General features: G+C 62.4%; 21 protein-coding genes. 13 read left to right on the plus strand and 8 right to left on the minus strand.

Translation table 11 applies throughout. The features are described from left to right. Positions 1–120: 120 nt before the first annotated feature. From CO666_RS07210 to CO666_RS07220, 3 genes are all read right to left on the minus strand, one after another. A complete protein-coding gene (locus CO666_RS07210; protein WP_097611375.1) occupies positions 121–1,326 on the minus strand; it encodes an adenylate/guanylate cyclase domain-containing protein in 1,206 nt (401 codons plus the stop codon). 22 nt (positions 1,327–1,348) lie between these two features. Beyond that, positions 1,349–2,968, minus strand: coding sequence for an MDR family MFS transporter (locus tag CO666_RS07215; protein WP_097611376.1), 1,620 nt, complete (start codon positions 2,966–2,968; stop codon positions 1,349–1,351). A gap of 96 nt (positions 2,969–3,064) precedes the next feature. After that, positions 3,065–4,291: an HlyD family secretion protein gene (locus CO666_RS07220; RefSeq protein ID WP_097611377.1), complete on the minus strand. Its 1,227-nt coding sequence runs from the start codon at positions 4,289–4,291 to the stop codon at positions 3,065–3,067. A 138-nt stretch (positions 4,292–4,429) separates the two neighbouring features. On the opposite strand from CO666_RS07220, the gene CO666_RS07225 reads away from it, so the two are divergent. Continuing rightward, positions 4,430–5,332, plus strand: coding sequence for a LysR family transcriptional regulator (locus CO666_RS07225; RefSeq protein WP_097611378.1), 903 nt, complete (start codon positions 4,430–4,432; stop codon positions 5,330–5,332). A 159-nt stretch (positions 5,333–5,491) separates the two neighbouring features. Beyond that, on the plus strand, positions 5,492–6,037 hold the full coding sequence (locus tag CO666_RS07230) for a hypothetical protein (protein WP_097611379.1): 546 nt from the start codon (positions 5,492–5,494) through the stop codon (positions 6,035–6,037). A gap of 91 nt (positions 6,038–6,128) precedes the next feature. Here the strand turns inward: CO666_RS07230 and CO666_RS07235 are convergent, their stop codons facing one another. After that, positions 6,129–7,514, minus strand: coding sequence for a tetratricopeptide repeat protein (locus CO666_RS07235; protein ID WP_097611380.1), 1,386 nt, complete (start codon positions 7,512–7,514; stop codon positions 6,129–6,131). Between the two features lie 86 nt (positions 7,515–7,600). Between CO666_RS07235 and CO666_RS07240 the strand changes: the two genes are divergently transcribed. Next, complete coding sequence (locus CO666_RS07240; protein WP_003587811.1) at positions 7,601–7,876, plus strand: DUF4242 domain-containing protein; 276 nt, start codon at positions 7,601–7,603, stop codon at positions 7,874–7,876. A gap of 299 nt (positions 7,877–8,175) precedes the next feature. Here CO666_RS07240 and CO666_RS07245 read toward each other — a convergent pair whose 3' ends face one another. Beyond that, on the minus strand, positions 8,176–9,063 hold the full coding sequence (locus tag CO666_RS07245; protein ID WP_097611381.1) for a branched-chain amino acid aminotransferase: 888 nt from the start codon (positions 9,061–9,063) through the stop codon (positions 8,176–8,178). Between the two features lie 242 nt (positions 9,064–9,305). Here CO666_RS07245 and CO666_RS07250 point away from each other — a divergent pair, with 242 nt between their 5' ends. Further along, positions 9,306–10,349 (plus strand): zinc-dependent alcohol dehydrogenase family protein, encoded by a 1,044-nt coding sequence (locus CO666_RS07250; protein WP_097611382.1) that lies wholly within the window; start codon positions 9,306–9,308, stop codon positions 10,347–10,349. A 313-nt stretch (positions 10,350–10,662) separates the two neighbouring features. Here CO666_RS07250 and CO666_RS07255 read toward each other — a convergent pair whose 3' ends face one another. Then, entirely contained in the window at positions 10,663–11,481 is an 819-nt protein-coding gene (locus CO666_RS07255) for a sugar phosphate isomerase/epimerase family protein (RefSeq protein ID WP_097611383.1), read from the minus strand. Between the two features lie 2 nt (positions 11,482–11,483). Between CO666_RS07255 and CO666_RS07260 the strand changes: the two genes are divergently transcribed. The 6 genes from CO666_RS07260 to zwf all read left to right on the plus strand — a co-directional run bounded on the left by CO666_RS07260 (position 11,484) and on the right by zwf (position 17,878). After that, positions 11,484–11,765 (plus strand): hypothetical protein, encoded by a 282-nt coding sequence (locus tag CO666_RS07260; protein ID WP_143540254.1) that lies wholly within the window; start codon positions 11,484–11,486, stop codon positions 11,763–11,765. 59 nt (positions 11,766–11,824) lie between these two features. Next, complete coding sequence (locus CO666_RS07265; protein ID WP_097611385.1) at positions 11,825–12,292, plus strand: cupin domain-containing protein; 468 nt, start codon at positions 11,825–11,827, stop codon at positions 12,290–12,292. Positions 12,293–12,511: 219 nt separating this feature from the next. Then, positions 12,512–13,645: a hypothetical protein gene (locus CO666_RS07270; RefSeq protein WP_097611386.1), complete on the plus strand. Its 1,134-nt coding sequence runs from the start codon at positions 12,512–12,514 to the stop codon at positions 13,643–13,645. A 125-nt stretch (positions 13,646–13,770) separates the two neighbouring features. Further along, a complete protein-coding gene (locus tag CO666_RS07275; protein ID WP_097611387.1) occupies positions 13,771–15,045 on the plus strand; it encodes a hemolysin family protein in 1,275 nt (424 codons plus the stop codon). Between the two features lie 89 nt (positions 15,046–15,134). Further along, entirely contained in the window at positions 15,135–15,905 is a 771-nt protein-coding gene (gene tam / locus CO666_RS07280; RefSeq protein WP_097611388.1) for a trans-aconitate 2-methyltransferase, read from the plus strand. A gap of 464 nt (positions 15,906–16,369) precedes the next feature. After that, positions 16,370–17,878: a glucose-6-phosphate dehydrogenase gene (gene zwf, locus CO666_RS07285; RefSeq protein ID WP_097611425.1), complete on the plus strand. Its 1,509-nt coding sequence runs from the start codon at positions 16,370–16,372 to the stop codon at positions 17,876–17,878. 31 nt (positions 17,879–17,909) lie between these two features. Here the strand turns inward: zwf and CO666_RS07290 are convergent, their stop codons facing one another. Together CO666_RS07290 and CO666_RS07295 are read right to left on the minus strand one after the other, a co-directional pair. After that, positions 17,910–18,200, minus strand: coding sequence for a hypothetical protein (locus tag CO666_RS07290; protein WP_097611426.1), 291 nt, complete (start codon positions 18,198–18,200; stop codon positions 17,910–17,912). 279 nt (positions 18,201–18,479) lie between these two features. Then, on the minus strand, positions 18,480–18,872 hold the full coding sequence (locus tag CO666_RS07295; protein ID WP_097611389.1) for a hypothetical protein: 393 nt from the start codon (positions 18,870–18,872) through the stop codon (positions 18,480–18,482). A 223-nt stretch (positions 18,873–19,095) separates the two neighbouring features. On the opposite strand from CO666_RS07295, the gene CO666_RS07300 reads away from it, so the two are divergent. The 3 genes from CO666_RS07300 (at position 19,096) to CO666_RS07310 (ending at position 24,610) form a co-directional block, all read left to right on the plus strand. After that, positions 19,096–20,661 carry a helicase HerA-like C-terminal domain-containing protein gene (locus CO666_RS07300; RefSeq protein WP_097611390.1) on the plus strand — a complete coding sequence of 522 codons (1,566 nt, stop codon included), beginning with the start codon at positions 19,096–19,098 and terminating at the stop codon, positions 20,659–20,661. Between the two features lie 310 nt (positions 20,662–20,971). Further along, positions 20,972–22,567: an ABC-F family ATP-binding cassette domain-containing protein gene (locus CO666_RS07305; RefSeq protein ID WP_097611391.1), complete on the plus strand. Its 1,596-nt coding sequence runs from the start codon at positions 20,972–20,974 to the stop codon at positions 22,565–22,567. A 522-nt stretch (positions 22,568–23,089) separates the two neighbouring features. Then, positions 23,090–24,610 (plus strand): ABC-F family ATP-binding cassette domain-containing protein, encoded by a 1,521-nt coding sequence (locus CO666_RS07310; protein WP_097611392.1) that lies wholly within the window; start codon positions 23,090–23,092, stop codon positions 24,608–24,610. Positions 24,611–24,735 lie beyond the last annotated feature (125 nt).

A 24,735-nucleotide genomic window follows, 5' to 3' on the forward strand; every position in this document is an offset into this window, starting at 1 on the left:
TTTCGGTGCCACTATGTCGGAAAGATGGGGATAAGGCGAAGCCGTTTCGGGCAGAGCTGTCATGCATTCGATGCAGGTGGGCGTTGGGATGCCGTATCTCTGGGCCGGGCGGGCTCGCACCTACCGCACAATCGTAAACAGCTCCACCGGCTCCGCAAAACCCTTCAGCCTGTGCGCTCCGACCGACGCCACACCCCCCGCCCCGGCCTCTTCGCAGAACGGTTCCGACATCAGCAGGGCCTCGCCCAACTCGCTGCAGGCGGTCTGGATGCGGCTGACGAGATTGACGTCGCGGCCGATCAGGGTGAAGTCGAGGCGGCGGCCGGAGCCGATATTGCCGTAGCTGACCTCGCCGTAATGCAAGGCGATGCCGGCCTTCACGCCGATGCCTTCATACTGGAAACGGTCGATCTCATCGAGGATGGCGCAGGCCGAGGCGAGAGCGGCGCTGCAGGAATGGGCGGCATCGTAGCCCGGGAAGAAGGCGAGCACGGCATCGCCCATGAATTTCAGCACCTCGCCGCCCTCGCGGGTGATCGCCGGCACGATCCTGTCGAAATAGGCATTGAGCAGGCCGAGCACGGTGCTGCCGGGCAGCCGGTTCGACAGTTCGGTGAAGCCTCTGAGATCGCAAAGCAGCAGGGCCGCCCGCATCGATTCGATCTCGCCCTGGCGGATGCGGCCGGCCAGAATCCGGCTTGCCGTCAACGGGCCGATATAGGTGTCGAGCAGGCTGAGCTCGACCTGACGCAGAATGCGCAGCTCGCTGGTGTTGCGCAGCGCCGGCAGGATACGTTCGATCAGCTGCTGCTCGACTGCCGTGAAGCCGCCCGGCCGCCTGGTGGCGAAGACGGCGGCGCTGACCGGGCCGTCGACACTGCAGAGCGGTGCGATAACGAGCTGCATCAGGCCGCGATCGGCAAAGACATCGATATGCTGCCAGCGTCCATGGGCGCTTTCACCGATGCCGACGACCAGCGGCTCGCGGGTTTCCATCACCTTGCGCAGCGGCGTGTTCGATATGGCGACACGGGCGCCGTGTTCCCGATCGTGGATCTCCACCGGCTCGCCCGGCGCCCAGGCGATGGTGCGGCCGATGAGCTCGGGATGCAGCGTCATCAGATGCAGGGTCAGCCGGTCGACCGGCAGGCCGAGCGCCTGAAGCCTGCGGCCGAGGCCGGAGACGAGGCCTGCTTCGTCGAGCGCGTGGCATTCGTCACCGGAGAGCCATTCGATGACCGAGAGCAGCGCACCGGTGCTGACGGCATTGCCGGCGGCCCTTGGCGGAAACCGATCGGCATCGGGAACATGGATCGCTGATATCATGGCTATCTCCTCCTTCAGACAACTAATGGGCACCGCCGCCGGAGAGTTGACCGGGCTTTTTCAGCAGCAGGCTTGCGAGCAGGGCGACGACGAGGGCGGCACCGAGCAGGAAAAAGGTGTCGCTGAAGGCCATGATATTGGCCTGTTTGCGTATTTTGAGCGCGATGGCGACGATGGCCTTGTGGCCGGCGAGCGCCTGATCGCTGACGCCGTGGCTCATGAAGTAGGCCGTCAGCCTGGCGATGCGATCGCGCGTGGCCTCCTCGAAGACCGAGACCGAATTGGTCAGGATGTTGGAGTGGAACTGTTCGCGCTTCGACAGGAAGGTCTGCAGCGAAGCGATGCCGACCGCGCCGCCGAGATTGCGCATCATGTTGAAGAGGGCGGAGGCCGAACCGGCATTCTCCTGCTCGATGCCCGCCGTGGCGATCGCCGAGAGCGGCGTGAAGACCAGCGCCTGGCCGATGGCGCGGACGATGTTCGGCCAGAACAGCTGGTCGCTCGCATAGTCGCCGCTCATATGCACATTCATGAAATTCGAGGCGGCAAAGAGAGCAAAACCGACGACGATCAGCAGGCGGACGTCGAAACGTTTCATCAGCCGCGGCACCAGCGGGATCAGCAGCAGCTGCGGGATGCCGGTCCATGCCAGCACCATGCCGATCTGCTCGGAATTATAGCCCTGGATGCGGGTGAGATAGATCGGCAGCACGAAGACCGAGCCGTAAAGCGCAATGCCGAGCAGGAAGTTCGCGACGATGCCGAAGCCGAAATTGCGCCGCACCAGCAGGCGCAGGTTCAAGAGCGGATGGGCGGTCTTCAACTCGATGACGATGAAGAGGGTGAGCGAGACGGCAGCGACAACAGCCAGGCGGAGGATGAAATCCGAGCCGAACCAGTCTTCCTTATTGCCCTCTTCCAGCACCGTCTGCAGCGCGGCCAGGCCGATCGCCATGGTGACGATGCCAGGCCAATCGCCCTTGGCGAGCAGTTTCAGGTTCATCGGCGCCCGGTCGAGCGAGGCGAAGAGCATGCCGACCATCAGTGCGCCGGGCACCAGGTTGACGTAGAAAATATACTCCCAGCCCCAGTTCTCGGTGAGGTAACCGCCGATCGTCGGGCCGATGGCCGGCGCGAAGGTGGCCGAAAGGGCAAAGAGAGCAAGACCGATCGGCTGTTTGGGTTTGGGCAGAAGCGTGATGATGATGGTGAAGGCCATCGGGATCAGCACGCCGCCGGAGAAGCCCTGGATGGCGCGCAGGATGATCATCTGCTGCAGATTGGCGGCAAAGGCACAGGCGACCGAAAAGACGAGGAAGAGGATGGCGTTGACCAGCAGATAGTTGCGCAGCGAAAAGACCCGCGCCAGCCAGGCGCTGAGCGGAATGACGACGATCTCGGCGATCAGATAGGAAGTCGAGATCCAGCCGCCGTCATCCGTGCCGGCGCCGATGGCGCCCTGGATATCGGCCAGCGAGGCGTTGACGATCTGGATGTTGAGGACCGCCATGAAGGCGCCGAGCGTCGAGCCGACGACGGCCACCCACATGCGCAGCGGGCTGATGGCGGCGGGTTGGGCGGGCGCCGCGACGGCGGGGCGCGCCAGCGAGTTTCTGTTTGCGGCGATCTGAAGAGTGGCCATGGCTGATCTCTTTCCGGTTCTCACGGAAACCTTCTCATGACGGGGTTGGGGTGATCATTCGGGGAATGATCGGGATCATTCGGGGAATGATCGGGGTCATCCGGCATGTCCGGATAATCCCTCGCCTCTCGCCGTCTCGTTCCGGGCAGCTTTGGTGTCGATTTCCGGCTCGACCGACATGCCGGAGCGCAACAGGCCTCTCAGAGCCTCGTCGTCGATGGCGATCTTGACCGGGATGCGCTGGACGATCTTGGTGAAGTTGCCGGTGGCATTATCCGGCGGCAGCAGCGAGAATTCGAGGCCGCTGGCCGGCGAAACGCTGTCGACATGACCCTTGATCGAGATATCGGGAAAGCTGTCGACCTTGATCTCGACCGGCTGGCCGGGGCTGATATGGGTCAGCTGGGTTTCCTTGAAATTGGCGACGACATAGACCGCATGCAGCGGCACGACGGCCATCAGCTGGGTGCCGGAGGTGACATACTGGCCGACGCGGATCGAGCGGGCGCCGACCGTGCCGTCGACGGCGGCGACGATGTGCGTATAGGAAAGGTTAAGCTCGGCCTGCTGGGCGGCGGCGGCCGCGCGGTCGCGCTGGGCAACCGCCTGTTCGCGCTCAGTTTGGAGCACCGGCACCTTGTTCTCGGCCGCCACAAGGGCTGCCCGGTCGCGCTCCACGGCGGCGGCGGCCTGTTCCCTGGCCGACTGGGTCTGCTCGGCGCGGGACTGCGTGCCGGCGCCGCTGGTGATCAGACGGGCCGAGCGGGCGGCATCGGAAACGGCAAAATCCAGCGAGGCCTGCGAGGCGTCGATCGTCGCCCTCGCCTGCTCGATCACCGACTGCTGCAGGGCGATCTGTGCGTCGATATTGGTGATGGCGGCTTCCGCCGCCTTGAGATCGGCTCGCGCCTGCGCAAGGGCTGCCTGGAAATCGCGATCGTCGATGCGGGCGAGAACCTGGCCTGCTTTGACCGTGTCATTGTCGTTGACCAGCACCTGCCCGATATAGCCGGCGACCTTCGGGGCGACCGTGGTGTAATCGGCCTTCACATAGGCATCGTCGGTGGATTCGATGAAGCGGCCGACCGTCCAGTAGCGGTAGCCGAAATCGCCTGATAAAGCGGCGCCGGCGAGCAGCGCGGCAGCCATGACGGCGCGTTTGACGATGCTGCGGCCGGTCCTTCCGGAAGCACCCGCAACCGGCGCTTCGGCGGCCGGCATGGGAGCCGCCTCGGCGACAGGCGCCCTGGCGGCTTCCTCGGCCAGGATCTGCTCGGCCTGCCTGGCACCTTCGAAAATGTCCTTGCGGGGTAACTCGACCATCGTCCTTCTCCTTCAATCCTGGCCTCCCCTGTGAGAGGCCCTGTCCGATTGAAAGGAAAATGCACCCTGCCATTCATTCTGATAATCTGCTTATATCGGGAAGGATCATCAACTCTCAGCGGATAATCCGAGGGCAATATGGATCGGCTGACAAGTCTCATGGTCTTTGGCCGCGTGGTGGAATGCGGCGGCTTTTCCGCCGCCGCGCGACGGCTCAACATGTCGGTCACGATGGTCGGCAATCATGTGCAGTCGCTGGAGGATCGGCTCGGCGTGCGGCTCCTCAACCGCACGACGCGCAAGGTCAGCCTGACCGAAACCGGCAAATATTATTACGAACGCTCCTCGCAGATCCTGGCCGAACTCGACGAGGCGGACCGGACGGCGGGCGCACTCAGCACCACGCCGCGCGGCACGCTGAAGGTCTATACCAGCAGCGCCATCGTGCGTTTCCTGCTGCCTGTTGTCAGCGAATATATGGCGCTTTATCCGTCGATCTCGCTCGATTTCAGCATCGGCGAACGGATGGTCGACATGATCGAGGACGGCTACGATCTGGTGATCCGCACCGTGCCGCCGCCGGATTCGTCTCTCGTCGCCCGCAAGCTGACGCCCTGGCGCCATATGCTCGTCTGCTCGCCGGCCTATTTCGAGAGCCGTCCGATGCCGCAAAGGCCGGCCGAGGTCGCCGATCACAATTGCCTGCAATATGCCTATTATCCCTATGGCGAGGAATGGCGCTTCGAGGATGGCGAGGGCCGGCAGGAAAGCGTCAAGATCGCCGGCAACGCCGTCTCCAACAGCGCCGAGATGCTACGTTTCCTGACGCTGAACGGTCAGGGCATCTTCCTGGCGCCGAGCTTCGTGGTGTTCGACGACATCGCCGAAGGGCGGCTGGTGAAGATCATGCCGGACTACCGCCCGGTCGAGTTCAACATCAACGCCGTCTATCCCAACCGCAGCCATCTGGCGACCAAGGTGCGGCTGTTCATCGATCTCTTGGCGGAGAGATTTGCGGAGCATCGGAAGTGGATGACGTGAGGAGGTAATTTCACCTCAGAGGTCGCCCTTCACTGCGACACAATGGCAGCAGGACCGCTCTGCCCCAAAAATGCCTCGACTTCACTGAACACCGTTCGATAATGAAAACAACAGGATGGTGCGTCGGTTGTGCCAATAGACACTTGGAATGTTCGGCGAATGGTCACCGCTGCGTGTCTTGGCACCATATGTGCCGCTTACCATCGCGCCCTGGATTTTTGGCCGCTTGATTCGGCCAATGGGCTACGAGGGCTCTTCGATCTATTGGGAGGGGCGCTGCTCTTTCTCTCGGTCGTGGGCGTTCTGTTCGTTTGGTTCATCGGCGTATTTGTCGCGTTATTTCGTCGTCGTCTCCGCGGAATGGTGAGTCGTCTTGTTGCTATCATGATTGTCCCGATTTGTTTTGGGACGATGGTCATCGTGCCTTTGTTCGATCCTTGGCTGTGGTACGTCATTTTCAATAAATCGAGTTTCGAAGCGGCCGCAGCCGCGAGTGGCTCTGCACAGAACGGTACGATCATCGAGGGGCGCGACGTTTCGACAGGGATCGCCGGCGTGGGTGACAATCATTTTGTCGCTCTCATTTTTAGCGAAAGCGATCCGCCCAAACTGGTTTATGGAGACGGCGATGAAGAAAAATTGGCAGCCAATTCGGTGCTGACGCACCTCTACGGCAAATTCTACAGGCGAGATGAGTACTTCTGACGCGCCCCACATCTGTTAGTGGATAGATTGCGCAGCATCGCAAGTGGATGACTTGACCGGTGCGGGAATGCCCTACTTCAGGCGACCTGCATTAGCTGCCGCTCCGCAACTCTTCTGCAAGTCGGAAATGGCGGCTGGCCGTTTCTGCGTCGCCCTTTGCCTGAGCGAGCAGAGCCAAATTGTAGTTCGCACCCGGGTCGTCCGGTTTCAACTGCAGAGCGGCGAGGTAATGGCGCTCTGCCGCGGGCAAGTCCCCGTTCTCGTGAAGCAGGACGGCGAGATTGTTATGGGCCTCCAGATAATTCGGCCTCGCACGAATGGCAGCGCGGTACTCTTCCTCCGCCCTGCGGCGGTCGCCTGGCTCAAGTAGCATGGCATAGTTGTAGTGCGCCTCTGCGTAATCGGGCTGCTGCTCCAAAGCTCGGAGATAACAGGCTTCTGCGCCGGCCATATCTCCCATCCGCTCCAGGAAGACGCCGTAGTTGTTATTGCCCTCGGCGAAGCCGGGTCGGAGACGAAGGACCTCTCGGTATTGGCAGTGGGCCTGAACCGGATCGTTCGCCTCGAGAAGGCCGGCGTATCGCAGGCGAGCGTCCACAAAGTCGGGACGAAGGCGAATGGCGTCACGATAATGTGTTTCCGCGCTGCCCTTATCGCCCATTTCCTGCAGGAGGATCGCATAATTATAATGGCCTTCGGGATAATTCGGCCAAAGGCGGAGCGCCTCCCGGTAATGTTCGGCAGCTTCCACGGCGTCACCTAGCCTTTTCAGAAGAATTCCGAGATTGTTGTGAGCCTCCGGATATGTGGCACGGAGTTCCAGGGCCTTGCGATAGCAACGCAGTTCGTCTTCCACCGCATCAGCAAATCCCGATCCGAGCCCGACCCCTCTCAGGAACCAGTCCTCCGCGGTCATTTTGTCCTCGGGCCTTGCGGCAAGTGCGGCCTGGTCGACGGACACCATCCTGTAGAGCTGGCGACAAGGCAGAAAGTCGCCTTTGAGCTCGAAACTTCCAGCATCCTCGAAATTGTAAACAGGAAGGTCGATAAGCTCGAGAATGGTCTGTGAGATAAATAAGGTATCCGGGTCGGCGCTCGCTTCCACGCGCTTTGCGATATTGATGGCACGGCCGATCCACGCGTCGTCGTCTGCAATCCGATAGCATTCGCCGAAGTGGCAGCCCACCCGGATCGGAAGATCATGCCCGTGCTGAGATGCGGCCAGAGACCGGCGGCGTTGTTTCCAATACGCAATAAGTTTCAGCGAGAAATGAACTGCGACGTCGGCGGATTCGAAAAGAAAGAGGTGACCATCCCCCGTGAAATTTTCATGCCGCCTGCCGTACTGGCTGGCAAGGGACTGCGACAGGTAGCGATATTCCGTGATGATGCCCGCTGCCGCATCCCGTGAGACATTGTTCCAGACCGCGGAGTGACGGACGAGATCGGTGAAGATTACGGCGAAGTAGATACTCATTTCGTTTACCGCCGATCGGCGCTATCATCTTACAAAGTGAGCGTATCGAGGTTGAACTTCATCCATTACGCAGAAGGAAACCCATCATGCCACAGTATATGGTCGAAAGACACTTGCCCGGCATTACTCCGCAGCAGCTTTCAGCCGCCGCGGCACGCGCAAAGGTCGTGACTGCCGAAATGACTGAACAAGGCAAGCCCGTCCGGTATCTGCGCTCGACCTTCGTGCCGTCGGAAGAGAAGTCTTTTTGCCTCTTCGACGCGCCCTCTGCCGAGCGTGTCGAGGAAGCGAACCAGATCGCGCAACTTCCTTTGCAGCGCATTATCGAAGTCCAGCACATTGCTGCTGACGACCTGGCCTGAGATGCTATTTTCAAGGGATCGATGGTCGCTACCTGCGAAGCTCGGTCCGAAGGACGGCCGGAACCCGTGGCGTGACCGCGGCTAAGATGTTGGCAGGCGGATGAGGCGCAGACTTGTGCTTGCTAGCTCGAACCGCTGCAGCCCTGCGCTTGCGCTCCGGGCGTTCGCAGCTGCAATCGATTCACTGGATCGATTGCTTCGGCTGCGCCGAACCGCTCCAGCCCTACGCTTGCGCTCCGGGCGTTCGTCATTGCAATCGATTCACTGGATCGATTGCTCCCGCTCCGCGGGACCATTCCTCACTCCTCGCTCTCGGTTCTGCCGTGGGCCCAGTCCATGTAGAGATCCAGCGCCTTGCGGGTAACCGGGCCTTCCTGGAGGTTGCGGTCGTCGAGGCGGATGACGCCGACGACTTTGGAGTAATTGCCTGTCGTGAAGATTTCGTCGGCTGCCAGGAAATCCTCGACGGACAGCGTGGCTTCGACGACGTCGAAACCGGCCTTGCGCAAGAGGTGCATGACGCGGGCGCGGGTGATGCCGGCGAGGAAGGTGCGGTTGGCGGCCGGCGTCATCACCACGCCGTCGCGCACCAGGAAGACGTTGGAGGAGGCGGTCTCGACGACGTTGCCGTTGAGATCGCGCACCAGCGCATTGTCGAAGCCGCGGCTGCGCGCCTCGGCGATCATGCGGCCGCTGTTGGGATAGAGCGAGCCGGTCTTTGCCTCGGTCATCGCCGTTTCCGGCGACGGGCGGCGATAGGGCGAGACGGTGAGGCTGGTGCCGCCGTGGCCGCCCATCGGTGCCTCGAACAGGCAGAGCGCGAAGCGGGTCGATTCGGCATCGACGGAAACGACGCTCCCGGGCGAACCGTGTTCGCCCCAATACATCGGCTTGATGTAGATCGGCGTGGCGCCGTCGAATTTGGCAACACCTTCCCAGGCGAGTGCGGCGATTTCCTCGGCCGATTTCACCGGCTTCAAGCCCATGGCGAGTGCGGAGCGGTTGATGCGCTGGCAATGCAGGTCGAGATCGGGCGCGATGCCGTCGAACCAGCGGGCGCCGTCGAAGACCGTGGAGCCGAGCCACATGGCATGCGAGGTCGGCCCGATCAGCGGCGGATTGCCGGGCAGCCATTCCCCATCGACATGAGTCCAGGTGGTTGAACGCGGTGATGTATCGACGGCCATGTTGCCCTCCCCTCTCAAGTCGTGACAGGAAAAACCGCCGCCGTAGGCCGGGTCAAGGACAAATCCCGACGGGAAAGGCGGAAGCAAGAAAATGCCGGGGAACCGCGCCGGGCCGCAATATTCGTGCGCAGTACCCGTGGCTTAAGCGATGGATGCATCAGCAAAAATGATGGAATGACATGTTGGAATGGCGGCGTGCCGCGTGCCATCATGGGAGCAAACCTAAGCAAGGGAAGACGCCCGTGAAAGCCATGTATTACGAAGCCTTCGAAAAGTCGCCCGAGATCCGCACCCTGCCCGATCCGACGCCTTCCGAGGACGGCGTCGTCATCTCCGTCGGCGCCAGCGGGCTCTGCCGCAGCGACTGGCACGGCTGGATGGGCCATGACCCGGATATCCGCCTGCCGCATGTGCCGGGACACGAGCTTGCCGGGCGGGTCGTCGCCACCGGCCGCGGCGTGATGCGCTTCAAGGTCGGCGACCGGGTGACCGTGCCTTTCGTTTCCGGCTGCGGCCATTGCGGGGAGTGTCATTCCGGCAACCAGCAGGTCTGCCCGAACCAGTTCCAGCCGGGCTTCACCCATTGGGGCTCCTTCGCCGAATATGTGGCGATCGACTATGCCGACACGAATCTGGTGCATCTGCCGGAGACGATCGACGATGCGACGGCGGCAAGTCTCGGCTGCCGCTTCGCCACCTCGTTTCGCGCCGTCGCCGACCAGGCGCGCACCCGGCCCGGCGAATGGATCGCCGTGCATGGCTGCGGCGGCGTCGGCCTGTCGGCGATCATGATCGCCACTGCCCTCGGCGCCAATGCGATCGGCATCGACATATCAGAGGAGAAGCTTGCCTTCGCGCGGGAATGCGGGGCGGTGGCGACGGTCAATGCGTCAGGTGTCGCCGACGTCGCGGAAGCAGTGCGCGAGATCACCAAGGGCGGCGCGCATGTCTCGATCGACGCGCTCGGCCATCCCGTCACCTGTTTCAACTCGATCAAAAATCTGCGCCGGCGCGGCCGGCATGTGCAGGTCGGGCTAATGCTCGGCGAGCATGCGGCGCCGCAGATTCCGATGGCGCAGGTGATCGGCCACGAGCTGGAGATCTACGGCAGCCACGGCATGCAGGCCTGGCGCTACGACGCCATGCTGTCGATGCTTTCGGCCGGCAAGATCGCGCCGCAGAAGCTGATCGGCCGGCGGATCAGCCTCGAGGAGGCCGTGCCGGCGCTGATGGCGCTCGACAAGGCGGAGGCGACGGGGATCAGCGTGATCACGCGGTTTTCGTGAGGGGACGGCGCGCGGCGCGCCGGGCGGGCTTCTAAAAGAAAGGGACCGAGACGTTGCCACGAGTCCCTTCTCCCCAGCGGGGAGAAGATGCCGGCAGGCAGATGAGGGGGCCACACGGCAGATCGGTAAATTCGTTGAGGCAAGCGAAGGGCAATGAATGGTGTGCCGTGTGGCCCCCTCATCCGACCCTACGGGCCACCTTCTCCCCGCTGGGGAGAAGAGGAAACCCAGCCGCGACCCTGGTCATCCCATAGGATAGCGTTTCTTAGGTTTCCCGCTTTTTGCGCGAGGCATCAAATGCTGGCAACGAACCTCACTCAGCCACCCCAATCGAAGCGAGATAGGCAGCAGAGGCCGGGATCTTTGATTTGTCCTTGATCTCGATGATCAGGCGCGGATTGCTGTCGAGCTTGGCAAGGGCCGCAAAGACGGCGTGCCAGTGGATCGAGCCTTCGCCGAGGCTCCAGTGGCGATCGGCATAGCCGTCGGCATCCTGCAGATGGACATGCTGGAGGCGGTTGCCGGCGGCCTTGACGTAATAATCCACCGGCGGAGCGCCGGTATAACCATGGGCATAATGCGCGTGGCCGGTATCGATCGAGACGGCGACGGCGGGCGATTGGAAGCTTTCGGCGAGCGCCACGCGGATATGCGGATCCTTGTCCTCGATATTTTCGAGGACCATGGTGCAGCCGATATCCTCGGCGCGCCTGACGGCGTCGCGCAGGGTCAGATGCACGCGCTCGACCACATCCTCGCGGGCGTCGTCATTGTTGTCGAGGTTGTTGTAGGACCACGAGGTGTAAGGGCTGTGGACGACCATCTGCGTCGCGCCGATGGCGGCGCAGACATCGAGACCCTGCAGCAGTCGCCTGGTGACGACGGCGCGGATATCGGGATCTTGCGAGGCGATGGTAAAGCCCCAGAACGGGCCGTGAATGCCCAAGCGGCCGGTATGGCCGTCGAGAAGCCTGCGTGCGCGCGCGGCGAGCGGCGCCCAGTCGCCATTCAGCACCTCGGCCTCGACGAAGCTCTGCAATTCGAGATCGCGCGGCTTTTCGAACAGCCAGTCGCGGTGACGCTCGACTTCATCGAGCGTCATGGCGGCGCCGACGATGGGAAGAGAAGACATGGATGCGCTCCATTAATTTTAATGATCAATTTGAAAAGGGAAGAACGGTCAAGAACGGCCGCCGCGTTCTATGCGCCCCTTCTGTGTCGACGGTATTACAGGCCGGAAAACCTGCGGCCTCCGTCATTTCTGCACGGCTGATGCGGCATTATCGGCCTTGCGAAACCGACCCGCCGTACCGATATCACCGCCGACAGCGCGTGGGCATGGACCCCGTGCCGGAGGTATTCGCCGACGGCGCCCCCGACAACAAGGTGGTTGTCAAAACCGGCGTAGAGGTTTAACGGCTGCGCCCGCAAGAAAGGGCCTGCAAGAAAAAGCCCCGTAAGAAGAAGAAAGAGACATGATGTCCAACTCATTTGTGAAAATGCATGCCGGCGACGAGGCAAAGCGCTTCTTCGTTCTCGGCGACCGGGTCGAACGGCGGCTGCGGCTCAGCGGCACCTGGCTGAATATCTTCGACGTCACCGTACCACCCGGCAGCCGGACGCCCAGACATGCGCATGCGAGCCCTGAGGTGTTCCGCATCCTCGAGGGCAGCCTGACGATCTTGCGCCTGACCGACAACGGCCCGGAAGAGATCGAGGCGAAGCCTGGCGACATCGTCACCATCGCGCCCTTCGTGGTACACGGCTACGCCAACCGCGGCACCGTGCCCGCCGTCTTTTCCGCCGTCGTCGATCGCGAGATGGCCGAGTTCATCGAAGCGGAAGGCACGACCGAGCCGCCGAAGGCCAGCCCTTCGGCTGAGACCATCGCCCGGATGACGGCGGCGGCCAATGCTTACGGGATCACGATTCTGGCCGCCTGACGGCGGGAGATTGCGTCTTGGTTCTTTGCTTTATGCATGTCGTGCCGGACCCAGCGCACACTTCCGGGCGACATGCTGGCATCTTAAACTATTCGCGCTGCGTCAACCATAAGCAAACTATGCCCATGGCCTATGATGCCAACTGATGTAGCGTGACGATCGCCGCCGGCCAAATTTTTGCTAGCAAGGCTGGCATGCCGCTTGTGTGAGTTGCTCTGAATGATTCGCCGTCGAAAGGCTTCCTTCGTTGCCGCCATTATCGCGGCTATACTGCCGACGCAGGTAATGTCCGACGGCATCCTGCCCAGCAAGTCGTCGCCGCTATGTCTCGTTCCAGTCAAGAATGGCGAGCCAACCAAAGATGACATCTACCAGTCGTTTCGGATGACGTCGAAGGTCGTTGCCGTGCCCGGTCTGGATCGTCCCATTATTTTCCCCTTGAACCGTGGTGGTGTGTGGACGATCGACGCCAATGGGACGTACGTCCCGTTCGGAGGTGATTTCCCCGACCATTACCAAGACGAGTATGCCTCGGACACGTCGACCGGCGACATCATTGGCGTGAGTTGGAAACTTGGGGTCTTTAGGCTTCGACGAGGTGAGACCCAGTTCGAGCGCCTCTACCTCGCTGATGGAAAGCCATTCATCCATCCTTTTTCAGCAACGTATGTGACGCGTTTCGGAGGTACAGTCATCTCCGACAACTCGGGCCTTTATCTTCTCCGGACCTCTGGGCAGGTCGAGCGGCTGTATTGGGATGCGCACGTCGGGGGGAAGTCGCCGGGGCGGGTGTTCGATCTGCCCGAGCTGAAACTGCTTTTGTTCACCGCCGAAGGCTATATCTACGCGAGAGACGATAATGGCAACCTGACCATTTTCGACAAGGGTTTTGGGGGGCTCCTGGCCGCTCGCGTCACTGCGGACGGACGCATCTTCTTAGAGCGTAACCAGGAAAATGTCGTGGTGCCGTGGCCCCCGCGGGACCCGACGCGCACTCCGGTCCAGCAAGGAGCCTCCACCTACGAAAACTTCGAAGGTGTCGAGACTTTCGTCTCCACTTTGGTGAAGGTACACGGCAAGCAGATATCGGCCTATTTGCCACCGGGCGTTTATAGTCCGCCTGTGGAATTTCCGGGTGGCGTCATGGTGGCAAGCGCGGGTAGGGACGGTCTTTACACGTTGAACGCCGAGAACAGATGGGATCTCGTCGACCAGAGCCGTGAGATCGCCGGAAACCTCGTGGATCTTTTTCGGCTTCCCATCGAAAATCGAGCCTTGCTCATCAACGCAAAGAAAGGACTTTTCCTTCTGATTCAGAAATCCGATGCTCGAGCGGCCGGATGCCTGAGATGAGCCTGCGTTGATATCAATAGGATGATGGAAAGACGATGGGGGATGCGTATATAAAGCGTCTCTTCGAACGTCTCGCCGCGTCGCCTGACGAATGCGGCATTACAACTTCAACGAATAGGGTCCCTGTGTTTCTGGAAATTGGAATTGTGGCGTTTCTCACCATCCTGAATGGTGTGCTCGCCATGTCGGAGCTGGCGGTCGTATCTTCTCGGCCAGCTCGCCTGAAGGTTCTCTCTGACAATGGCAGCAAGGGTGCAGCGCAAGCGATCAAACTTGCCGAAAACCCCGGTCGCTTTCTCTCCACGGTGCAGATCGGCATCACGCTGGTCGGCGTTCTCTCCGGCGCTTTCTCCGGCGCCACGCTCGGGGGCCGGTTGAGCGGGTGGCTGGAAGCCCAAGGGATGTCGTCGACGGCCGCCGATGCCGTTGGCGTCGGTTCGGTCGTGGTGGCCATCACCTATCTCTCCCTGATCATCGGCGAACTTGTTCCCAAGCAGATCGCCTTGCGGGAACCCGAAGCGGTTGCGGCCAAGGTGGCGCCTGCTATGGCGGTGCTTTCAAAAATTGCGCTGCCCCTCGTCTGGCTTCTCAACGCCTCCGGAAATCTTGTCCTCAAGCTCCTCGGCCAAACCGGAAAAAGCGGCGACAATGTCTCCGACGAAGAGATCAAGACCGTTCTGGCCGAGGCGCAGTCGGCCGGCGTGATCGAAAGCGAAGAGTCGGCGATGATCTCAGGCGTGATGCGGCTGGCCGACCGCACTGCCCGCGCGCTGATGACGCCGCGGCGCGACGTCGAGATCATCGATATCGACGACAGCCTCGATGAAATCCGAACGCAATTGCACCGGACGAAACGGTCGCGGCTGCCCGTTCGCAAAGGCAGTTCGGACGAGGTGATCGGCATTCTTCCGGTCAAGGATTTTTACGACTCGATGTCCGAACACGGCAGCGCCGATATCAAGGCCCTGACGCAGGACGTACCTGTGGTTTCAGACCTTTCAACCGCCATCAACGTGATCGAAGCCATCCGGAAATCGCCGGTTCACATGGTGCTGGTTTTCGACGAATACGGTCATTTCGAGGGGATTGTTTCGTCAGGCGACATTCTGGAGGCGATCATGGGGGCGCTGCAGGAGGGACCGGTCGACGAGCAGGCCATCGCTCGCCGAGATGATGGTTCCTACCTGGTGTCCGGCTGGACGCCGATCGACGAATTCGCCGAGTTCCTGAATCTGAAGCTCGATGACGATCTGGAATATCAGACCGTGGCCGGCCTGGTGCTGGAAGAGCTGAAACATCTGCCGGAATTGGGTGAGAGCTTCACGAGAGACGGATGGCGCTTCGAAGTCATCGATCTCGATGGGAGACGCGTGGACAAGATACTCGTGTCTGCGGAGTGACGCTCGGCGGCTGCCGTCGTTTCCGGCCGCAACATCGACAAGATCCGCATCCACCCCAGGGATGTGGCCTGACATCAGGAGTGAACGCCATGGCATGGTCTGCCAGCCAGTATGTGAAATTCGAGGATGAACGCACGCGACCGGCACGCGACCTGCTGGCACAAGTGCCTCTGCAAAGCATCCGCCGCGCCGTCGACCTCGGCTGCGGGCCAGGCAATTCGACAGAACTGATCATCGAGCGCTATGGGGCGGATGGCGTCTCCGGCCTCGACAGCGACATGAACATGCTGGAAGCGGCGCGCAAGCGGCTTCCCGGCACCGCCTTCGTCGAGGCCGATCTCGCCAGCTGGCAGCCTCAGGAGCCGGCTGACCTGCTCTTTGCCAATGCCGTCTTCCAATGGCTGCCCGACCATCTCGACATCTTCGACCGGCTGATGGACGGACTCTCCGAAGGCGGGGTGCTCGCCGTGCAGATGCCCGACAATCTCGCCGAACCTTCGCATCTGGCAATGGAAGAGACCGCCCATGCCGGCCCCTGGAAGACAGCCTTCGAGGCGAAGAGCGCGCGCCGCAAGGGGCTGCCTGCGCCATCGGCCTATTACTCCCGGCTGATCGCCAAGGCGTCGCGCGTCGATATCTGGCACACGATCTACAATCACCCGATGGCGGATGCGGCTGATATCGTCGAATGGGTGAAGGGAACCGGGCTGATGCCCTATCTCGCCCATGCCGGCGAGAAATATCGCGAGGCGTTTCTGGCGGATTATCTCGGCCGAGTGGAAAAGGCCTATCCCAGGATGTCGGATGGGCGGGTGCTGTTGAGGTTTCCGAGGATTTTCATGGTGGCGGTGAAGGGGTAAGCGGGCTGCTGTCGGTGTATCCGGTTTGCGCCAGGACGTGCCCTGCGAGAGGCTGGCGGGGAGCGGAGAGGTCGCGGCATCTCCTCTTCTCCCCTCGGGGAGAAGGTGCCGGCAGGCGGATGAGGGGGCCTCACGGCACATCCTTCACGTAAAATCTATTTCGCCGCACCGACGGCACCGAACACGGCCGAGACTACACCGGCACGGTGGAAGCCGGTTAGACATTTGGAAAGACCTGTTGCGCTGGCCCCCTCATCCGCCCTACGGGCACCTTCTCCCCGAGGGGAGAAGAGGGAATCGAGACGCTGCGGCATGTGCCTTCGTCCCGTTTGCGGGCTACCAAGAGTGGTGCCTGCGGGCGGACGCCCACCTCAGCTGCTGTCAAATGCCTGTTACCCCTCGCCGCCTATGTTGCGGCGAAACCGGCACGCATTATAGTCGGCCGGAAAATCACGGGAAACGACATCATGGCCACCCCTACTCCGCCCGTCACCCTTGTCATCTTCGGCGCCACGGGCGATCTGACGCGTCGCCTGCTGGTGCCGGCGATCATCAACCTGACGCGTGAGCGCCTCGTCGGCGAGGATCTCCACATTCTCGGCATCGGCATCGAGCCGGGTGACGACGAGTTCCTGCGCCGGCGGCTCGACGAATTCCTCAGCCATCTGAGCGGCGAAGAGCCGACGGTGAAGGACGAAGCCTGGGAAAGCCTGCGCCGGCGCATTTCCTATACGGCGGGAGATTTTACCAAGGACGATATTTTCCTGGAGATCGGCACGCGGCTGGGGCCGGATGCCAATGCCGCCTTCTACCTCGCGGTGCCGCCATCCTTCTTCGGCTCGATCGTCGAGAAGCTGGCCGCCCATGGGCTGACCGATGAAAAGGACGGCACTTTCCGCCGCGTCGCCATCGAGAAGCCGTTCGGCACCGATCTCGCTTCGGCCCGGGCGCTCAATGCGCAAATTCTCGCCCAGATCGACGAAAGCCAAGTCTACCGGCTCGACCATTTCCTCGGCAAGGAGACGGTGCAGAACCTGATGACGGCGCGCTTCGCCAACATGATCATCGAGTCCTTGTGGAACAGCCGCTATATCGACCACGTGCAGATCACCGCCGCCGAGATCGTCGATGTCGGCAGCCGCGGCAAATTCTACGATGCGACAGGCGCGCTGCGCGACATGGTGCCGAACCATCTCTTCCAGCTCTTGGCGATGATCGCCATGGAACCTCCGAACAGCTTCGATGCCGAGGCGATCCGCAACGAGAAGAGCAAGGTGCTGAAGGCGCTGCGCATCTATACGCCCGAGGAGGCGAAGACGCACGGCGTGCGCGGCGCCTATACCGCCGGCCCGCTGAACGGCGCCGAACTTCCGGCCTATCGCGACAGTAAGGATGTTTCGCCCGACAGCCGGACCGAGACCTATGTGGCGCTGAAGCTCTATGCCGATACCTGGCGCTGGGCCGGCGTGCCCTTCTATGTGAGGACCGGCAAGGCGCTGACGGCCCGCGACACCGAGATCGTCATCACCTTTCAGCCGGTGCCCTTCGCGCAGTTCCGCGAAACCGAGGTCAACCGCCGCCTGCCGCCGAACCGGCTGGTGATCCAGGTGCAGCCGGACGAGGGCATGAGCATGGAAATCTCGATCAAGTCGCCGGGGCTTTCGGTCGATACCACGCCTGTCTCGCTCGACTTCCGCTATGCCGACAAGTTCGATATCGGCAAGACCACCGGCTATGAATCGCTGCTCTACGACCTCTTCATCGGCGATCAGACGCTGTTCCAGCGCGCCGACGGCATCGAGGCCGGCTGGGCGGCGGTGCAGCCTTTCCTCGACATCTGGGCTAAGGATCAGCGCGTGCCCGACGCTTATGCGCCGGGCAGCATGGGACCGGCCTGCGCCGACGACCTCATCGAGCGCGACGGGCGCAAATGGCATGAACTTGGTGTTTTGCTACACAAAAACGGCAAATAACCGTTCCCGGCCTCCAACAGAAATCGACTTGTCAGCGGCAGCCGGCTTTCAGCGTGCCGTCGCGCTCGGCCGCACGATACTGGCGTGTTCCCGGACGCGGGCAAGCCGTCCGGTCGGACGGAATGACGACGGTGATATTGTCGCTTTCAACGGGAGTGAGATCGAGAGGAATCCTGATTCCGCCCGATTCCGCATCCGGCACCGTGCCGGGCGGCATGCCGCCGAAACGTCCGCTGTAATCCATGTCGCCGAGGGCCTGGGAGAAGGCAGGAGCGGCAAAGCCGAGGAGAATGATCGAGGCTGCTGCAATCAACGTACGCATGACCATATTCCTTCTGATATGGCCGATATGAAACGAGCGGGGATGCACCGTTCCAGCCGATCCGGCCATCAGTGAAAAATCCGGCATTATCTAACGTAGGGTCGGTCGATGCGGATTTCCATCTTGCGACGCCCGCAGCCGGACGGATCGGCCAGACCTTGGAAGCCGATCGGCGTGTTGACGATCAAAGTTTAGTGATCAGCGTCTTCGGGCTGGTGATGCCAGCGCAAAATATGACGAGCCTCGCGGCGCCGCGAGGCTCTTTCTGGTCGTCGTCGCTCAGACGAACTGGCTAAGGCCGGGGACGGAAGCGACGACTTCGTCGACCACCTCTTCGCCGGCATATTGCTTGGCGATGGCGATGGTTTCCTTGGCGAGCGAGGTGATTTCGCCCATGCCGAGGCCCTCGCCCATCAGCTGCTGGCCGAGGCCCATGATGCCGCCGCCGCCGAGCGAGCTCATCAGCCCGCCGAGCAGACCGCCGCCGCCGGCACCGGCGCCGTTGAACTGGGAGACGAGATCGGCGCCGCCGGGGATCGCTTCGATCATCTTGGCGACCGGGCCGTCAGCGGCCTCGCGCTGCAGGAAGCCGAGCATCATGCCGAGCGCCTTTTCGGCCAAGTCAGGCGCAATCCCCACACGATCGGCGATCTGGGTTACAATTTCATTCATCGTCAGCCTCCTGTTATTTTGACGTTGACGTCAACGTTATTCGAAATTCCACGGCAACTCAAGTCGACCCCGCCCGACGGGCACTGTGTGCGGTTTCGCTTTCGATGCAAACAGTTGTCGGCATCCGCATGCCTGCATATAACAGGGAAACGATGGTTCGATGAAGGCGGCGGGAGCCAAACCTTCTCAACAAATGGCGGTAGCGCCGAAGGGAGTATGGCGGATGATCGAGGATGGCAAGATTTTCATCGGCGCGAGCCGCAACCCCGACGACAGCATCAACAAGCCGGAATATCTCGACCTGAAATTCGGCAACCGCCACGGCCTCGTCACCGGCGCCACCGGCACCGGCAAGACGGTGACGCTGCAGGTGCTGGCCGAAGGTTTTTCCCGGGCCGGCGTCCCGGTTTTCGCCGCCGACATCAAGGGCGATCTTTCCGGCATCGCCGCCCGGGGCGAGGCCAAGGACTTCCTCACCAAGCGGGCCGAGCAGATCGGCTTCACCGATTATGAATTCGATCAGTTCCCGGTGATTTTCTGGGATCTGTTCGGTGAGAAGGGCCACCGGGTTCGCACCACCGTCGCCGAGATGGGGCCGCTGCTGCTGGCGCGCCTGATGGATGCCTCCGAGCCGCAGGAAGGCGTCATCAACATCGCCTTCAAGATCGCCGACCAGGCCGGGCTGCCGCTGCTCGACCTCAAGGATTTCACCTCGCTGCTCAATTATATGGGCGAGAACGCCACCGAACTTTCCAGCCAGTACGGGCTGATCTCCAAGGCCTCGGTCGGCTCGATCCAGCGGGCGCTGCTGGTTCTCGAACAGCAGGGTGCGGAACACTTCTTCGGCGAGCCGGCGCTGAAGATTTCCGACATCATGCGCAGCAGCAATAACGGCTATGGCCAGATCTCGGTGCTAGCAGCCGACAAACTGATGATGAACCCGCGGCTTTACGCAACCTTCCTGCTCTGGCTGCTGTCGGAACTGTTCGAGGAACTGCCCGAAGTCGGCGACCCGGACAAGCCGAAGCTGGTCTTCTTCTTCGACGAGGCGCATCTGCTCTTCAACGACGCGCCGAAGGTGCTGACCGAACGGGTCGAGCAGGTGGTGCGGCTGATCCGCTCCAAGGGCGTCGGCGTCTATTTCGTCACGCAGAACCCGCTCGACGTGCCGGAAACCGTGCTCGCCCAGCTCGGCAACCGCGCCCAGCATGCGCTGCGCGCCTATTCGCCGCGCGAGCAGAAGGCGGTAAAGACGGCGGCCGATACCTTCCGCCCCAACCCGGCCTTCGATTGCGCCACCGTCATCACCAATCTCGGCACCGGCGAGGCGCTGGTCTCGACGCTGGAGGCCAAGGGCGCGCCGTCGATCGTCGAGCGCACGCTGATCCGCCCGCCGTCGGGCCGCGTCGGCCCGCTGACCGATGCCGAACGCCAGCAGATCATGGACAGAAGCCCGGTTCTCGGCGTCTACGACGACGACGTCGACCGCGAATCCGCCTTCGAGATGCTGGCGGCGCGGGCCAAGAAGGCAGCGGATGCCGATGCCGCCAAGCGGGCGCAGGAGGAAGCCGCCCAGCACCAGCCCGAAAGCACGACCTCCGGCTGGTCGCTGCCGGGCTTCGGCGGCAGCAATGACGACAACCAGGGCCGCGGCCAATCCCGCGGCCGGGCTTCCGGCTATCAGCGCGAAACGGTGGTGGAAGCGGCGATGAAGAGCGTGGCGCGCACGGTGGCAACGCAGGTCGGCCGGGCGCTGGTGCGGGGGATATTGGGGAGCTTGAAGCGGTAGGCCGGGTCTCTTCCCCCCTCGGGGAAAGGTGCCGGCAGGCAGTTGAGGGGGGTGCCTTGAGCGGCCAGCGAAAGGCCGTCACGGAATACCGTGTGGCCCCCTCATCCGACCCTGCGGGCCACCTTCTCCCCGCTGGGGAGAAGAGGGAGCAAGATCGCTGTCTGTCGCCCGATTGACTACCTCACCTTGAACCTTCCGCCTTCATTCCCTAGATCACTCGCCATCGACCATTTCAACAGGATGTGTGCCGCAATGGATTTCAACCCGATCGCAACGCCAGTTCGCCTTGCCAACGGGGAAATCCATATCCATGCCTGCATCCATCACTCTCTCCCAGATTTCATGGTCCGCGCCTGACGGGCGGTCGCTTTTTTCCAGTCTCGATCTCAGTTTCGGGCCAGAGCGTGTCGGTCTCGTCGGGCGCAACGGCGTCGGCAAGACGACGCTGCTGAAGCTCGTCTCCGGCGATATCAAGCCGCATTCGGGGACGATATCCGTCGGCGGCAGCCTCGGCGTGTTGCGGCAGAGCGTTCAGGTGGCGCCCGATGAAACGGTCGCCGACCTCTTCGGCGTCACCGATGCGCTCGCTATTCTCCATCGTGCCGAAGCCGGCGCGGCAACGGCCGACGAGCTTTCAGCGGCAGACTGGATGCTGGAGGCGCGCATGACCGCAGCACTCGATCGCATCGGGCTCGATGCTGAGCCGCAGACACGGCTTGCCGCACTTTCCGGCGGGCAGCGCACCCGGGCTGGGCTTGCCGCGCTTGTTTTCACCGAGCCGGATTTTCTGCTGCTCGACGAACCCACAAACAATCTCGACCGCGACGGCCGCGAGGCGGTGATCGCGCTGATATCGGGCTGGCGGGCCGGCGCTGTTATCGTCAGCCATGACCGGGAACTGCTCGAAAACATGGACGCGATCGTCGAACTGACGTCGCTCGGCGCCACCCGCTATGGCGGCAACTGGAGCCATTATCGCCAGCGCAAAGCGCTGGAGCTTGCGGCGGCAGAGCACGATCTCGCCGATGCCGAAAAGCGCATGGCCGAGGTCGCGAGCAAGGCGCAGGCGACAATGGAGCGTCAGGCGCACAGGGATAGCGCCGGGCGGAAGATGGCCGCCAAGGGCGGCATCCCGCGCATCATGCTCGGCGGCATGAAGGAACGGAGCGAAACGACCGGCGGCGACAACGCCCGTCTTGCCGAACGCCGGCGTGCGGCGGCGCAGGAAGACGCAAAGGCGGCGCGCGAGAAGATCGAGATCCTCCAGCCCTTGTCGGTGCGCCTGCCGCCGACCGGGCTCGCCGCCGGCAAGACCGTGCTGAGGGCTGATCGTGTGATATCGGGCTATCGGCCGGGTGACCCCGTCATCCGCGATCTCTCCTTCGACGTCACCGGGCCGGAACGCATCGCCATCACCGGCCGCAACGGCTCGGGCAAGACGACGCTACTTTCGCTTCTCACCGGCGAACTCAAGCCCTGGGCCGGCAGCGTCGCCGTCATGACCGGCTTTGTCATGCTCGATCAGAAGGTCAGCCTTCTCGATCCCTCGGCCTCGATCCGCGACAATTTCCGCCGGATCAACCGGCAAGCCGATGAAAACACCTGCCGGGCCGCCCTTGCCCGTTTCATGTTCCGGGCGGATGCGGCACTGCAGATCGTCTCGACGCTGAGCGGCGGGCAATTGCTGCGCGCCGGCCTTGCCTGCGTTCTCGGCTCCGCACCGCCGCCGCTGCTGATCCTCGACGAGCCGACCAACCATCTCGACATCGACTCGATATCGGCAGTCGAGGCCGGGCTGCGCGCTTATGATGGCGCGCTCGTGGTCGTCAGCCATGACGAGATGTTTCTCGAAAACATCGGGATAGAGCGGCGGTTGGAACTGGCGGGTGATGATGTGGTTGGGTGATTCCGAGATGGGTCGCAGAGAAGCAGTCAGTTGCGCCCCTATCAGGAGCGCGGCATCCTCCAACATCCCTCATGCTGAGGTGCGAAGCCCACAGGGCGTAGCCTCGAAGCACGCGCTCGGCGCTGCTTCTTGCATCCATCAACCGCCAGCGCACCCGCCTCGTCCTTCGAGGCCCCTACGGGACACCTCAGGATGAGGCTCTCTTGGGCTCCGCGGCTCCCTTGCCTCTTTTTTCGGGCAATGGTATTTCAATCCTGCAACTCTATCGAGAAAGGAGGATCACGCCATGCAGTATTATTTCCGGTTTCATCGCCAGCGTGGTCCCGTCAACGCCCTGCAGATGCGTTTGCAGGGCTGACCAGAGACCGTTTTTCGACATCTCTTCCTGGTCTGCCCTTCGTGGCCAATGCGCTGCCGTCCGATGACGGTGCGCATTCCTCTCAATTCCCGGGCCCGATAGGCGCAACTCCGTGATGGCTGAACGCCCCGGATCGCGCCCCCGGTCAAGACCAGAGAACGATCATGACCCTCATCAATATCCGCAATCTCGGCGTGACGCTGGGCAATCCGCTGTTTTCGAAACTCAATCTCGTCGTCAATGCGGGCGACCGCATCGGCCTCGTTGCCGCCAACGGGCGGGGGAAATCGACGCTGCTGGCCTGCATCACCGGTGCGCTGGAGCCGAGTGCCGGCGAGATCACCAAGGCGCGCGGGCTGACCATCGGCCATGTCGCCCAGAATGTGCCGGCCGCACTTTTCGACACGCCGTTTTACGATGCGGTGTTGCAGGCGCTGCCGGCCGATCAGGCCGACAGCGAGAGCTGGCGTGTCGACGTGGTGCTGGAATCGCTTGAAGTGCCGGAGGCGATGCGCGGCCGGCCGCTCAAGCATTTGAGCGGCGGATGGCAGCGGCTCGCCATGTTTGCCCGCACTTGGGTCACCGAGCCGGATGTGCTGCTGCTCGACGAGCCGACCAACCATCTCGACCTCGAAAAGATCGCGCAGTTGGAGGGGTGGCTGAATGGCCTGCCGCGCGACGTGCCGGTTATCCTCTCCAGCCACGACCGCGCCTTCCTCGATGCGACCACCAACCGGACCCTGTTCCTGCGGCCGGAGTTATCGCCGGTCTTTGCGCTCTCCTACACACGGGCACGCGCCGCGCTCGACGAGGCCGACGCCTCAGAAGCGCGACGCTACGAGCGTGATATGAAGACGGCGGAGCAATTGCGCAAGCAGGCGGCCAAGCTCAACAATATCGGCATCAATTCCGGCAGCGATCTGCTGGTCGTCAAGACGAAGCAGCTCAAGCAGCGGGCGGAGAAGCTGGAGGATGCGGCAAAACCGGCGCATCTCGAACGCTCGGCCGGGGCGATCCGGCTTTCCAACCGCGGCACGCATGCCAAGGTGCTGGTAACGCTGGAAGACGCAGCGGTGACGACGCCGGACGGCACGCTGCTGTTCAAGACCGGCCGGCAGTTCATCTGCCAGGGTGACCGCATCGTGCTCATCGGCCTCAACGGCGCCGGCAAGTCGCGGCTGGTGTCGATGCTGAAGCAGGCGATCGAGCGACCAGAGGCAGGACAGGACAACATCAAGGCGACGCCGTCGCTGGTGCTCGGCTACGGAGATCAGGCGCTTGCCGATCTCGCCGACACCGACACGCCGATCGGCACGATCATCCGCCGCTTCGATGTGGGCGACCAGCGAGCCCGCGCCTTGCTGGCCGGCGCCGGCATGGCCATCGACATGCAGGCAAAACCGATCGGCCAGCTGTCCGGCGGCCAGAAGGCTCGGCTCGGCATGCTGGTGCTCAGGCTGACCGAGCCGAATTTCTACCTGCTCGACGAACCGACCAACCATCTCGACATCGAGGGACAGGAAGCGCTGGAAAGCGAACTCATGGCGCACGAGGCGAGCTGCCTGCTGGTCTCGCACGACCGCAGTTTCGTGCGGGCGGTGGGCAACCGGTTCTGGCTGATCGAGAAGAAGAAGCTGGTGGAGGTGGAGAGTCCGGAAGGGTTCTTTGCTTCGGTTGCGGGGTGAATGGGTGGTGCGATCCGGAGTGTGACTGTTGTTGACCGTGTGCCGTGCAGCCCCCTTGCATGTTCAAACTGCATCCGATGTTTGATGATGGGTGCGACCCCTGGGGGATGGCCATCCCCCAGGGG

The sequence above is a fragment of the Rhizobium chutanense genome, from assembly GCF_002531935.1.
GTDB lineage: Bacteria > Pseudomonadota > Alphaproteobacteria > Rhizobiales > Rhizobiaceae > Rhizobium > Rhizobium chutanense.